Source organism: Lacrimispora sp. 38-1 (assembly GCF_049890855.1).
Lineage (GTDB): Bacteria > Bacillota > Clostridia > Lachnospirales > Lachnospiraceae > Lacrimispora.
Map to the genome: position 1 here is coordinate 143,592 of NZ_JBANEW010000027.1, position 13,364 is coordinate 156,955.

Annotated in this window: 14 protein-coding genes and 1 riboswitch; of the genes, 12 read left to right on the plus strand and 2 right to left on the minus strand. The window is 41.4% G+C overall.

The genetic code is table 11. The features are described from left to right. The first annotated feature begins 18 nt into the window (after positions 1–18). From glp to V7D18_RS05950, 6 genes are all read left to right on the plus strand, one after another. Positions 19–1,248, plus strand: coding sequence for a gephyrin-like molybdotransferase Glp (gene glp / locus V7D18_RS05925; protein WP_426152383.1), 1,230 nt, complete (start codon positions 19–21; stop codon positions 1,246–1,248). Between the two features lie 25 nt (positions 1,249–1,273). After that, the gene (locus V7D18_RS05930; protein ID WP_426152385.1) at positions 1,274–3,187 is read left to right on the plus strand and encodes a molybdopterin biosynthesis protein; all 1,914 of its coding nucleotides are present in this window, start codon (positions 1,274–1,276) and stop codon (positions 3,185–3,187) included. 12 nt (positions 3,188–3,199) lie between these two features. Next, positions 3,200–3,640, plus strand: a complete 441-nt coding sequence (locus V7D18_RS05935; RefSeq protein ID WP_426152387.1) for an MOSC domain-containing protein — start codon at positions 3,200–3,202, stop codon at positions 3,638–3,640. A gap of 110 nt (positions 3,641–3,750) precedes the next feature. Further along, positions 3,751–3,855, plus strand: a riboswitch (molybdenum cofactor riboswitch). A 40-nt stretch (positions 3,856–3,895) separates the two neighbouring features. Beyond that, a complete protein-coding gene (locus V7D18_RS05940; protein WP_426152389.1) occupies positions 3,896–5,689 on the plus strand; it encodes an aldehyde ferredoxin oxidoreductase family protein in 1,794 nt (597 codons plus the stop codon). A gap of 160 nt (positions 5,690–5,849) precedes the next feature. Continuing rightward, complete coding sequence (locus V7D18_RS05945) at positions 5,850–6,074, plus strand: MoaD/ThiS family protein (RefSeq protein ID WP_426152390.1); 225 nt, start codon at positions 5,850–5,852, stop codon at positions 6,072–6,074. Between the two features lie 2 nt (positions 6,075–6,076). Then, on the plus strand, positions 6,077–6,793 hold the full coding sequence (locus V7D18_RS05950) for a HesA/MoeB/ThiF family protein (protein WP_426152392.1): 717 nt from the start codon (positions 6,077–6,079) through the stop codon (positions 6,791–6,793). A 53-nt stretch (positions 6,794–6,846) separates the two neighbouring features. Here the strand turns inward: V7D18_RS05950 and V7D18_RS05955 are convergent, their stop codons facing one another. Both V7D18_RS05955 and V7D18_RS05960 read right to left on the minus strand, forming a co-directional pair. Further along, on the minus strand, positions 6,847–7,560 hold the full coding sequence (locus tag V7D18_RS05955; RefSeq protein WP_426152394.1) for a LiaF transmembrane domain-containing protein: 714 nt from the start codon (positions 7,558–7,560) through the stop codon (positions 6,847–6,849). Between the two features lie 19 nt (positions 7,561–7,579). Further along, on the minus strand, positions 7,580–8,041 hold the full coding sequence (locus tag V7D18_RS05960) for a LytTR family DNA-binding domain-containing protein (protein ID WP_426152396.1): 462 nt from the start codon (positions 8,039–8,041) through the stop codon (positions 7,580–7,582). Positions 8,042–8,274: 233 nt separating this feature from the next. Between V7D18_RS05960 and V7D18_RS05965 the strand changes: the two genes are divergently transcribed. The 6 genes from V7D18_RS05965 (at position 8,275) to V7D18_RS05990 (ending at position 13,323) form a co-directional block, all read left to right on the plus strand. After that, on the plus strand, positions 8,275–9,093 hold the full coding sequence (locus V7D18_RS05965) for an AraC family ligand binding domain-containing protein (RefSeq protein ID WP_426152398.1): 819 nt from the start codon (positions 8,275–8,277) through the stop codon (positions 9,091–9,093). Between the two features lie 28 nt (positions 9,094–9,121). Further along, the gene (locus V7D18_RS05970) at positions 9,122–10,024 is read left to right on the plus strand and encodes a DMT family transporter (RefSeq protein WP_426152400.1); all 903 of its coding nucleotides are present in this window, start codon (positions 9,122–9,124) and stop codon (positions 10,022–10,024) included. 117 nt (positions 10,025–10,141) lie between these two features. After that, positions 10,142–10,594, plus strand: coding sequence for a peroxiredoxin (locus V7D18_RS05975; RefSeq protein ID WP_426152402.1), 453 nt, complete (start codon positions 10,142–10,144; stop codon positions 10,592–10,594). Positions 10,595–10,690: 96 nt separating this feature from the next. After that, positions 10,691–11,365 (plus strand): SatD family protein, encoded by a 675-nt coding sequence (locus V7D18_RS05980; protein ID WP_426152404.1) that lies wholly within the window; start codon positions 10,691–10,693, stop codon positions 11,363–11,365. A gap of 7 nt (positions 11,366–11,372) precedes the next feature. Next, positions 11,373–12,131 carry a DUF3307 domain-containing protein gene (locus tag V7D18_RS05985; RefSeq protein WP_426152406.1) on the plus strand — a complete coding sequence of 253 codons (759 nt, stop codon included), beginning with the start codon at positions 11,373–11,375 and terminating at the stop codon, positions 12,129–12,131. Between the two features lie 190 nt (positions 12,132–12,321). Further along, positions 12,322–13,323: a helix-turn-helix domain-containing protein gene (locus tag V7D18_RS05990; protein ID WP_426152645.1), complete on the plus strand. Its 1,002-nt coding sequence runs from the start codon at positions 12,322–12,324 to the stop codon at positions 13,321–13,323. Positions 13,324–13,364 lie beyond the last annotated feature (41 nt).

Here is a 13,364-nt window from a genome sequence, read left to right on the forward strand (position 1 = left end):
GGAAAGGCAAAGATAAGAATGAAATTATTAAAGGTAGATACCATAGCTTCAGCAAGGGATAAGACAGCAAATGTCATCCAGAATAAGCTGCTTAAGACAGAATGCAGAAAATTACTTGAAGCCCGGGGATATATATTAGCCAGGGATATTATTTCGAAGGAACCAGTACCGGCCTTTCACCGATCTGCCGTAGACGGATATGCTGTTATATCCAGTGATACCGCCGGATCATCGGAGAATCTGCCGGTTTTTCTGGAATGTGTGGATGAAATTAACATGGGTTCTTCAGCACTGAAAGAGATACATGCCGGGGAATGCGCTTATGTGCCCACCGGCGGAATGATTCCGCCAGGAGCAGATGCAGTGGTAATGGTTGAATACTGTGAAGCCTTTGACAGCAGTCATATTGCTGTTTACAGTCCGGTTTCCTATGGGAAGAATATGGTTTTAGCTGGTGAAGACATAAACCAGGGTGAAATAGTTATAAAGAAAGGAACCAGAATCCGCCCGCAGGAAATTGGAGCTATGGCAAGCCTGGGTATTACAGAGGTCGTGGTTTTTAAACCATGGGAAATAACGATTATATCCACAGGGGATGAACTGGTTCCCCCTCATATCACACCGTCTCCGGGAGAAATAAGAGATATTAATTCCTATTCACTTTGTGCTCAGGCACAAAAACACGGTCTTACAGTACTGAATACAGTGGTCCAAAAGGATGATGAACAGAAGTTAAAAGAAGCCGTGATACAGGCAATGCAGGTGAGTGATGTGGTTATCATATCAGGCGGCAGTTCCCAGGGGAAAAAGGATGCAACCAATGATATTATTGACGAAGTAGCAAGTGAGGGGTCATTCATTCATGGATTAGCATTAAAACCGGGAAAACCATCTATTGTAGGATATGATGAAAACAGCAGTACACTTTTGACAGGACTGCCTGGTCATCCGGTAGCAGCCATGCTGGTTTTTGAGCTGCTGGTCATATGGGTTTGGAAGCATTTGACAGATCAGCCTGAAGACAGCTCTTTATTTGCCCGCATCACATCAAATCTGGCAGGAGCGCCTGGAAAAATGACATGCCAGCTTGTTAAACTGATAAGGCAGGAAAATGAATTCCATGCAGAACCTGTTTTCGGAAAGTCGGGCCTTATTACAACCATGACAAGAGCTGATGGCTATATTTTAATTGATGAGAATAAAGAAGGGCTGAAAAAAGACGAAATTGTTGAAGTGTTTTATATATAAAATAACATAGAAAGGCATAAAATCTATGGCAAACAGAAATCTATATTTAAATAATACACCTGTGAATGAAGCGCTGGACATTTATAAAAAAGCGCTGAAAGAAATAGTAAAAATGCAATATGAGGAAATTCCGGTAGAAAAAAGTCTGGGCCGGATAACAAAAGAGGCTGTTTATGCAAGATGCTCGTCACCTCTGTTTAATGCTGCAGCCATGGATGGAATAGCAGTAATAACAGAAAAAACAAAGGGCGCCTCGGATAGGACGCCTCTTATTTTAGAAAAAAATAAGGATTTTATTGTGGTTGATACCGGAGATCCTGTTAATGATCCTTATGACGCAGTAATCATGGCAGAGGACGTAATTGAAATAGACGAAAGAACTGTTAAAATTCTGGAGGCAGCAACAGCCTGGCAGCATATCAGACCAATTGGCGAAGATATCGTATCCGGAGAGATGCTGCTTCCCAGCATGCACAAAATACGGCCGATTGATATCGGCGTATTATTTTCCGGCGGAATTATTAAAATCATGGTAGTAAAGCAGCCCAAAGCCGCAATCTTTCCTACCGGAACGGAAATTATAGAACCAACCAAAACGCCGGAAGCAGGAGAAATTATCGAATCAAATTCCAGAATGTTTGAGGCAATGGTGACCTCGTATGGAGGATTAGCAGACCGTTTTCCGCCTACCCCGGATGACTACAATAAAATAAAGACGGCTGTTTCAGAAGCAGTGGACAACTACGATATGGTAATAATCAATGCGGGTTCCAGTGCGGGGACAGAAGATTATACCGTGCATATTTTAAGAGAACTGGGTGAAGTGTTGGTGCATGGGGTCGCTATTAAGCCCGGAAAACCGGTGATACTGTCTGTCGTAAATGGAAAACCGGTGATCGGTCTTCCTGGTTATCCAGTCTCTGCTTATATTGATTTTGAAAATTTTGTAAAGCCGGTCCTGGCATTGTTAACAGGAGAAACCTACTGTGAAAATAATGTGGCAGAGGCGGTGCTGTCAAAGAGAATGATATCTTCTTTAAAGCATAAAGAATACGTAAGGGTGAAGGTGGGACAGGTAGGTGATAAGCTGGTAGCATCTCCCCTTGCCAGAGGAGCAGGCGCAGCCATGAGCCTTGTGCGTGCCGACGGTTTTTGTGTGATTGAACAGAATTGTGAAGGAATCGAAGCCGGAGAACCGGTCAGAATTGAATTGTACAGAAGCCTGCAGGAAATAAGACATACGGTTGTCTGCATTGGCAGTCATGACCTGCTTCTTGATCTGGCTGCTGATCTGATGGCATTACATTATCCGGGTGTATATCTGTCCAGTACTCATATTGGAAGTATGGGGGGATTAATGGCACTAAAAAGAGGAGAAGCTCATATCGTACCTGTCCATCTTCTGGATGAAGACTCTGGTATCTATAATATACCTTATATAAAACGAATGTTTGAAGAACCCATGGCGCTGATCAAAGGGGTGAAACGCATTCAGGGACTCATTGTACAAAAAGGAAATCCTTTGAACATGAAAGGAATAGCAGACTTAAAACAATGTCGGTTTGTGAACCGGCAAAGAGGTGCAGGGACAAGAGTATTGTTTGATTATAAGCTGAAGCAGGCTGGTATGGACGCCTCTGAGATTACTGGCTACGACAGAGAGGCAGCCACCCATATGGCTGTGGCGGCTCTTGTTGCCGGGGGCAGTGCAGATGCAGCCATGGGGATATTCGCGGCAGCAAAGGCAATGCAGCTGGATTTCATAGAAGTCGGACAGGAGGAATATGATTTCGCTGTTCCTGTAAAATATCTGAAACTTCCTGAAATCAAAGCATTTATTGAGGTATTAAAAAGTAAAGAGCTTCATATACGTCTGGCAAATGCCGGAGGTTACCAGTATGAAGAGGCGGGAAACATATGCTATTTAGATGAAGAATAACGGGGTACAAAATTGCAGTCAGGATATGTAGAATCACTTCAGATACAAAGGAAAAAGGGTCAGCCATTTGAATGCGTAACATTCGTAGAGCTTGAAGCGGGTAAAGGGATTGTTGGGGATTGCCATGCTTTAGGAGGAGAGAAACAGATAGCTCTTATTTCATCAAAATCAAAGCAGTGGATCAGAGAACAGGAAAAAGAAGGTTTGTGTTTCCGGAAATTTCAGGAAAATATTGTGACCCGGGGGATCGATTATACCCGGCTGAATGAAGGTGATATTTTAATTACAGATCATGCAGCCATAGAAATAGGGCCATATACCAAACGCTGCTTTCCTGAATGCACACTGAGGCAGACGGATCGCCCATGTGTATTAACTTCGGGTACATGCTTCGGAAAAGTCAAAAAGTCAGGAAAAATACAAACTGGTGATCAAATCAGGCAGACAGATTAAAAAACCTGAAAAAAGAAATATGTTACAAAAATACTGGTTATAAATGGATAAATTTGTTTAAAAAGCAATAAACAAAAAACTAATTGCAATTTTTTGTCGAATAATGTACAATAAATTTAAGGATCCGAGTTTTATCTTGAGTAGATAAAACCTATGGGTACTAACCTAAGAATTAGTGCCTCCCGCGTTTGGAAAGGACTCCTTTTCTATTTCGTTACTGTTTACTTTTAAACAATGAAAGGAAAGGGTGTTATTATGCAGACAGCGTACAATGGAAAGATAGCCCGAATTAATTTATCAACTGGAGAGATCAGGGTAGAAGAACTTAATATGGATCTGGCCAGAAAGTTTATCGGAGGCCGCGGTCTCGGAACCAAGATGCTATACGATGAAGGTATTGCAACAGTTGATCCTTTGTCGGAAGACAACAAATTAATCTATATAACAGGTGCCATGACCGGAACAAAGACACCGACTTCCGGCCGTTATATGGTTGTAACGAAGTCACCGTTAACCGGTATGATTGCAAGTTCTAACTCCGGTGGTGTATGGGGCGCAAAGCTCAAATATGCAGGGTGGGATGCCATTATAGTGGAAGGAAAGGCAAAGACACCAGTTTATATCAATGTTGTGGATGATAAGATAGAGATTCTGCCGGCAGATGAATATGTTGGCATGATGAGTGAAGAAATTGATGAGAAATTAAAAAAAGTACATGAGAAGTGTTCCGTTTTAAATATCGGACCGGCAGGCGAGAAATTATCCTTATTAGCCGCAATTATGAATGATAAAGACCGTGCAGCAGGCAGAAGCGGTGTCGGCGCAGTTATGGGGTCAAAGAATTTAAAAGCCATTACTGCTACAGCAACCAGGTCAGCCATTGAATCATATGATCCGGAAGCTTTGCAGGAAGTGACAAAAGGATGCTTAAAAGCGATAAAAGAGAATGGTGTAACCGGAGGCGGTTTACCCACATACGGAACAGCAGTACTTGTTAACATTATTAATAATACAGGAGCATTTCCAACCAGAAACTGGCAGGAGTCCTATTATGAGGAAGCGGACGATACCTCCGGCGAAAGCTTAAAAGACCAGTATCTTGTAAAACAGAGTTTCTGTCATAGATGTCCCATCGGCTGCGGCCGTGTTATCAATGTTGAAGGTAAGGTTGCAGGCGGACCGGAATACGAACCATTATGGGCATATGGCGGAAACTGTGGAATTAATGATTTAAATGCAATTAATACAGCCAACTACTGGTGCAATGAATATGGATTAGATGCGATCTCTACTCCCTGTACCATCGCGGCAGCCATGGAATTGTATGAAAAGGGTTTGATTAAGGAAGAAGAATGTGAAGGCGTGCCGTTAAAGTGGGGCAATACAGAGGCAATCATAGAGTGGACCAAGCGGATGGGTGAGTCAGATATTCCGTTAGCCAGGCTTATGGCCCAGGGTTCTTACCGCTTATGTGAATACTATGGACATCCTGAAATTTCCATGAGTGTTAAGAAACAGGAGATGCCCGCATACGATGCACGTGCCATCCAGGGAATTGGTATCACCTATGCAACAAGTAACCGGGGCGGCTGCCATGTAAGAGGTTATTTAATCTCACCGGAGATCCTTGGCTTACCCCAGCAGTTAGACCGCACCGAAATCGAAGGAAAGGCATTGTGGACGAAGATATTCCAGGACCTGACTGCTGTCATTGATTCTATGGGACTTTGCCTGTTCACCTCATTTGCTTTGGGAGCACTTGAATATGCCGCCATGTTAAATGCCGGTACTGGAACCAGCTATACTGCTGAGGAACTTTTAGAAGTAGGAGAGCGGATCTATAATATTGAACGGTTGTTTAACAAAGCTGCGGGTATGAAGCCGGAAGATGACAGACTTCCAAAACGTCTGACAGAGGAGCCGATTCCGGATGGCCCATCCAAAGGTCAGGTAAGCCAGATTAAAATTACTTTACCGGAATATTATAAAGTACGCGGTTGGGAAAATGCATTTCCGACTGAGGAAACATTAGCACGTCTGGGCTTATAGTTTCCATACCGGTAACAAAAAAACAATAAAATTAGTCGTGTCACTATTATATGCAGGAAGGATTTTAAGTGCAAGCGATGCTTCATTTATAAAATCCTTCCTGTATTTATATATTAAAGAATACGACAGTATAAAACACTGCAAATCAACAATGGAGGTTATGATGATAGAAGTAAGATTATTTGCTACGTTCCGTGAAGGCAGGCAAAAGATTACCTTCCTGGAGGCCGGTCAGTTTCAGACAGCTGCTCAGGTAATAGATTATTTTCACATACCTCATGAAGAGGTGGCAATCTGCTTAATTAACGGAAGGCACTCCAAGTTAGATGCATCTGTAACGGATGAGGATGTTCTGGCCCTGTTTCCACCGGTAGGAGGAGGCTGATTATGAGATATGAACGTCAGATTTTAATGAAAGAAATTGGTGAAGAGGGACAGAATGCATTAAAAAATTCAAAAGTCACAGTGATTGGTGCAGGAGGTCTTGCTTCACCGGTTCTGACTTATCTGGCATGTGCCGGAGTCGGATCAATAACGTTGATTGATTATGATACCGTATCAGAATCCAACTTAAACAGGCAATTCCTCTACCATGAAAATGATATGGGAATGAATAAAGCAGAGCTGGCAGGAGATGTCTTAAACAGTTTAAACTCTCAAATCACAATCAATCCTGTCTCTGAAAGGATAGACGGAGAGAATATTGGGAAGATAATAAGTGGTGCAGATGTAGTGATTGATTGTGTTGATAATGTAGAAACAAGATTAATTGTGAACAGGGAATGCATAAAACAGGATATTCCTTTGGTTGAAGGGGGCGTATATGGTTTTTATGGTTTTGTTATGTCAGTAAAAAGAGATTTTCCATGTTTGGAATGCATTGGCTATGGCAATACAAAGCTGAAACGGCCAGGTCCGGTACTGGGAGCGGTAGTTGGTGTGATCGGTTCCTTACAGGCAGTGGAATGTATTAAAATATTGCTGGGGTTGGATGATGTTCTTTATGGTAAGATGTTAAATTATGATGGTCTTTCTGTAAGCTTTGATTTGGTTGAATTGCAGAAGAATGATTTATGCGAAGTTCATGGATTGCTGAAAGGATAATGATAATAATTATATGGGCTCCAGTCATAATTGACTGAAGCCCGTTTTTGACATCAGATATAAATAATTTCTACTCCTGCGAAATTAAGCTCGCCAACCAGTTTTAAAACAGGAGCAGTATCGCTGCTGATACTCCCTCTTCCTTTCTCGCTCACTCCACCAACTACTGTTTCAATCTGGTTTTCTACCCGCCATTCCTTTGGAACGTAGAGTTCGATACCGCAGAAATTGCCTTCAATGCGGACAATGGCCTCTGTTTCCACATGTGCTTTATTAAAATAAACCTGTATGGAGCCAAAGCTGCACTCTAAATCAGCCTGTTTAAAATTATCCGTGTTAATATATTTTGTGCTGGATCCAAAAGTGGTGCTTTGTTTTATATGGTTGTTGTCTTCCACATCAATAATTTCAACTGGATCGTGATCAATGCCTCTGCAGTTATGATGATGAGAATACCAGCAATGGTTTTTCCTGTGAAACAGCAGAGATAAGCCGATGCTTCCAAGGAGTGCTACGGCAAGAACTGTCCAGGGAGTCAGGTTCTCTATATTCAGAACCTTGTCATAGGTGATGCAGAGAAATGCAATAGGAAATAAGATTCCCCCAAAATTTAAACGTGGGATACTTTTAGCAATGATGGCCAGCATAAATACAGTAAAGACTAAGGAAAACGGGCTGAAGCTGCCCAGATAGCCCAGCTTTCCGATTATTACAAATGCGGCTGCCAGGAGAAACATAATTCCCCAAAATAATCTGTTTTTTTGCATATTGATTTTACCTCTCTTTTTATCGTTCCATGTGCTGGTGATCCAGCTTCCATTTTAAAATCTTATAGTAATTTCTTGATACATAGACCTTTTTATAGGAGTTTTGAAATTCCACCCTGCTGGAGGCGGTGGGGCTGCGTGTAATGCTGTAAACCTTTGTGGTGTTTAATATGGTAGATTTGGAGATTCTCATAAAATAAGGTGGGAGAAGCTCTTCCAGCTCATAAAGCTTATATTCTACCAGGAATTCGTCATCGGCAGTATGGGCAAAAATGCCCTTGTCGGCAGTTTCAAAAAACAGGACTCTGTTTACATGAAAATAAAATTCCGTATCATTCTGATAGAAAACCATCTGTTTCTGGCTGTTATCCAGTTCCGAAATCATTTTCTGAATCAGGGTAATCTCTTCATTGATTTCCGGACAGCGGATCCGTAATTCACTTTCCTGCAAAGTCGTATCGATTTCTATTTGTATTTTCATAATAAAATGATATCAATCCTCCTGTTCTTTATAATCAGCTGCCTGCGCCTGATTTATAATATGCGCTAATTCTATCTGAAAACAACAGCGTTGTAAATATGTTTCAGGCAAGAGGTGGGTTATCAGTGGTAACAGGTGTGTTTTAGCACTGTCAGAGGCAATATCATACAAGAAAGTTACCATTATTTATGTTATACTATGCTTCAGACAGGGGAGAAAGGAGGACTCAGTTTATGAAGAAGGAAATACGGACTGTGAAATATGATGGGGAATTAAATGTTGAGGCATATCATTTTCAAGGTGTCATGCAAAAGTTTCCCAACCATTTTCATGATTATTATGTAATAGGATTTATTGAAAATGGCCAGCGGTATTTACACTGTAAAAACAGGGATTACACCGTAGAACCAGGGGATTTACTGCTGTTTAATCCTCGGGATAATCACGCCTGCGAGCAAATCGACGGAAACCCTTTTGATTATCGCTGTATTAATATCCAGCCTGAAATGATGAAAAGGGTAATGCTTGAAATAACGGGAAAAGAATATCTGCCTTATTTTACTCCTCAGGTGATTTTTCATAGCGAACTGGTTGGTATACTAAAGGAACTGCATCAGATGATTATGGAGGAAGAAACGGATTTTAAAAAAGAGGAATTATACTTCTTCCTTCTGGGGCAGCTGGTTGAAGAACACACAAAACAGCATATACCGAAAGAACATACAGAACAAAGCACGGAGGCAAGGACGATTTGTGAATTCCTGGAAGCTCATTATATGGAGAATATTTCCCTTAATGATCTCTGCAAAATGACAGGATTGAGTAAGTACTATCTGCTTCGGTCATTTACCAGGCAAAAGGGAATTTCGCCTTACAGCTATCTGGAGACGATACGAATTGACAGAGCAAAGAAGCTGCTGGAGCAGGGAGCAATGCCTGTTGAAGCGGCAATGCAGACGGGGTTCAGCGATCAAAGCCATTTTTCCAACTTTTTTAAGCGATACATAGGGCTGACACCGAAACAGTACAGTAAAATATTTAAAGATACTTAAAGCTGGCTGATATACAGAAAGGGTTTTCATGGAAAGAAGAAAAGAGATTCAGGGACATTTGTTTTCATTGTTTACAATTTTTATCTGGGGGACCACATTCATATCGACTAAAATACTTTTAAAGGCATTTACTCCGATTGAAATATTGTTTATAAGATTTGTAATCGGCTTTCTTGCACTGCTTGTGTTATATCCCCACCGGCTGAACGTGAAGGAAAGGAAACAGGAGCTCTATTTTGCAGGAGCAGGATTATGCGGCATCACTCTTTACTTTCTGCTGGAAAATATAGCATTAACCTATACGTTTGCTTCAAATGTGGGAGTCATTATTTCCATTGCACCGTTCTTCACTGCAATTTTCGCCCATTTGCTTTTGGACGGAGAAAAAATGAGAGTCCAGTTTTTCGTCGGGTTTGCAGTGGCAGTGGCGGGGATATTTCTTATCAGCTTTAACGGGAGCAGTAATCTGAAATTAAATCCATTGGGAGACATACTGGCAGTTCTGGCTGCAGTGGTATGGGCCATCTATTCCGTTCTCACAAAGAAAATCAGCGGGTATCATTATCACACCATTTTAGTAACACGAAGAATTTTCTTTTACGGGCTGTTATTTATGATACCTGTATTATTTTTCGTTCAGTTTGAACCGGACATCAGCCAGATCATAAAGCCGGTTAATTTATTTAACATCTTATTTCTTGGACTTGGAGCATCCGCTATCTGTTTCGTAACCTGGAATTATGCGCTGAAGATACTGGGGGCTGTTAAAACCAGTGTTTATATATATATGGTACCGGTGATTACGGTTATCACTTCTGTGCTTATACTTCACGAGACGATTACAGGCATTGCAGCACTGGGTATTTTACTTACCCTGGCAGGGCTGATTATTTCGGAGATTAAATTCCCTGCCGGACCGCGGAATAAATAGAAATTGATTTGCCCTTTCTATCTACAAAATTCTATATTCATGATAATATAAATACATAAAATGGATTGTCTCGCTGTTTGAAATAATAAGAACAGACAGACGGAAAGGGGAATAAAGATGTTAGAAACAGGAACAAAAGCACCGTCATTTGAATTGCCGGACCAGAATGGAGTGATCCATACGTTAGAAGAATACAGGGGAAAGAAAGTGATTCTTTATTTTTACCCCAAGGACCAGACGCCGGGCTGCACCAGCCAGGCCTGCGCCTTTGCACAGCTTTATCCCCAGTTCATTGAAAAGGATGCAGTGGTTATCGGCATCAGCAGGGACAGTGTGGCTTCTCATAAGAAATTTGAAGAAAAGAATGGACTGCCTTTTACCCTTCTGTCTGATACAGAACTGACTGCGATTCAGGCCTATGATGTGTGGCAGGAAAAGAATATGTATGGAAAAAAGACCATGGGTGTGGTGCGTACCACGTATTTAATTGATGAACAGGGAGTGATTCAAAAGGCGCTGGGAAAAGTAAAGGCGGCTGAAAATCCCGCGCAGATGTTAAAGGAAATTTAAATGAAGATCATAATTATATAGCTTCTCTGGTAAATAATTGTTGATTATAGCTATAATAAGCTATATAATATGATTATAGCCATTGGAGGTATCAGAATGCATTTTTTAATAAATTATCAGCCTTATATCGCAATTATCGGTGATATAAAGGGATCCAAAGCAATTGAAAGAAGAAAAGAAGTTCAGGAAAAACTGGCAGTGGTCCTGAATGAAATTAATGAGCAATATTCAGAGGATATTGCGTCCGGATTTATGATCACTCTGGGTGACGAATTTCAGGGCTTATTATCAAATGGAACCAGAATAATGCAGATTATATCAAAAATAGAAGGCAGAATGTATCCGGTTAAGATCCGGTTCGGAATCGGTGTGGGGAAGATTACTACAGAAATCAATCCGTATATGGCCATCGGCGCGGATGGACCTGGGTACTACAGGGCGAGAGCTGCCATTGAATACTTAAAGGAGAATGAAAAGAAGAAGCAGACCAGTGCTTCCGATATCCGGCTGGAGGTGGAGGGCGAAAATCAGGAATCACAGGCACTCATAAACGTAATATTTGGCCTGATGACAGCCTTAAAATCAACCTGGACAATGCGACGTAGAGAGATTATTCAGGATATGCTGGAGCATCGGGATAACCAGACGGATACAGCTGAAAGACTGAATATTAAACAGCCAACTGTTAACAGGGTTTTGGTGACCGGAAATTACTATGCTTATAAAGAAGCTTTTGATACTGTAGAAAAGGCATTTGGGGAAATTGGGTGATTAGAATTTGAAACAATATATGATTGTGCTCCTTTTAGGGCACGTTTTGGGGGATTTTTATACACAGACAGAGGAGACTGTAAAAAAGAAGGAGAACAGGTTCCTTTGGGTCTTGATTCATAGTTTCAGCTATCTGGGTACCATGGTGTTAATCAGTTTGCTGATTTCACCGGCAAATGCGATATATTTAAGTATGACTGCGGCTTTTTGTCATTTTGTCATTGATGCAGGGAAGTTTTTTTATCTGAAGTCATTGACCAGTCAAAAGAAAAAAACACCGGAAAAGGAACGGAATATTTTTTGCGTGGATCAGATTTTGCATATTACCAGTCTTCTGGTGATTTCTTATATCCCGGCTTCTCTGCATTTTCAGTCATGGAAGTGGCAGATAGTCACTGATTTTTTTGATACCGCCGGTATTTCTTTTGAGGTCACTGCAGCCTGGATTCTTGCTTTACTCCTTGTACATAAACCCATGAATTTAATAATTCAGAAAATGCTTTTGATCTATAAACCCATGGACAGGCCGGGGGAGATGAAACGAAACCGCAATGCAGGAAGGCTGATTGGTACACTGGAACGAATAATCATGTTGATTTTGATATCCAGAGGACAGTATTCCGCAGCGGGGTTTGTTTTAACGGCCAAATCCATAGCCAGATATGACCGGATATCCAAAGATCAGGATTTCGCAGAATATTATCTGCTTGGGACTTTAATGAGTACGGCAGGAGCCATATTATGTTCCCGTTTTCTGATTATCTGAGTCTTAATTATCTATTTAACCTCCGCTTTTTGCCAATTGCAACCGCTGGTTGTCAGATCATACAGTGCACTTGGTAGTTGACAACCGATGAAAATCTTATAATAGAGACAGTCATCAGACATCGTCAGCTCTTGGTGAGGCAATAATAAAACCATGAAGCAAAGGGTGGGCGGGGTGATCAAAATGAATGATGAGAGGATGGATAATTGTGATTTTAGCAGAAAAAATTATGGAACTCAGAAAGAAAAACGGATGGTCCCAGGAGGAACTTGCATTCCAGATGGATGTGTCCAGACAGTCAGTATCCAAATGGGAATCAGGGGCTTCCATTCCGGATCTGGAGCGGATCTTAAAGCTCAGCCAGTTATTTGGTGTATCAACGGATTATCTGCTGAAGGAGGAGCTGGAAGACTTACCGGCGGTTTCGTCAGAGGTTCCTGATTGTGAAAACGGGATGAAACGAATCACCATGGAAGTTGCAGGCGAATTTATGGAGAATAAGATCAAAGCATCGAAGCAGGTAGCTGGGGCTGTTTCAGCCTGTATCCTGTCGCCGGTTGTTCTTATTTATCTTGGCGCATTGGCAGAATATAAAGAAAATGTGATCAGTGAAGGAATGGCAGGGGGTGCTGGTGTCATTGTTCTGCTTCTGATTGTTGGACTTTCTACCGTGTTTTTCATATTAAATGGGATGAAAATGGAACGATTTGGAGGTCTTGAAAAAGAAGTATTCCGGCTGGAATATGGAGTAGAAGCAATTGTTCGTAAAAAAATGGCAGAGTATGAAGGGATCAACCGGATCTATACGGTCACAGGTGTGTTTCTGTGTATTATTTCCGTATGTCCGCTGCTGATTGCATCTTCCTTAGATGCTTCTGAATTCATACAGACCATTTGCCTGGAAGTATTGTTTGTTATTGTGGCAGCAGCTGTTTACCTGCTGATTCTGGCGGGGGAGAAGAAATCCTGTTTTCAGATTCTTCTTCAGGAGGGAGATTACACGGAAGCGAAAAAACTGGAAAAGAAAAAAACAGAACGTGTTCCGGCCATTTACTGGTGTATTGTGACTGCTGTTTATCTGGGGATCAGCTTTTTTACTCAGGACTGGGGCAGGACCTGGATTATCTGGCCCTGTGCAGCGGTTTTGTTTGGAGCTGTGTGGGGAATTGCCGGAGCATTTAGACGTAAGTAATCAAATGATATTATAGTAGAAAAAGATTTAATAGCAGAAAT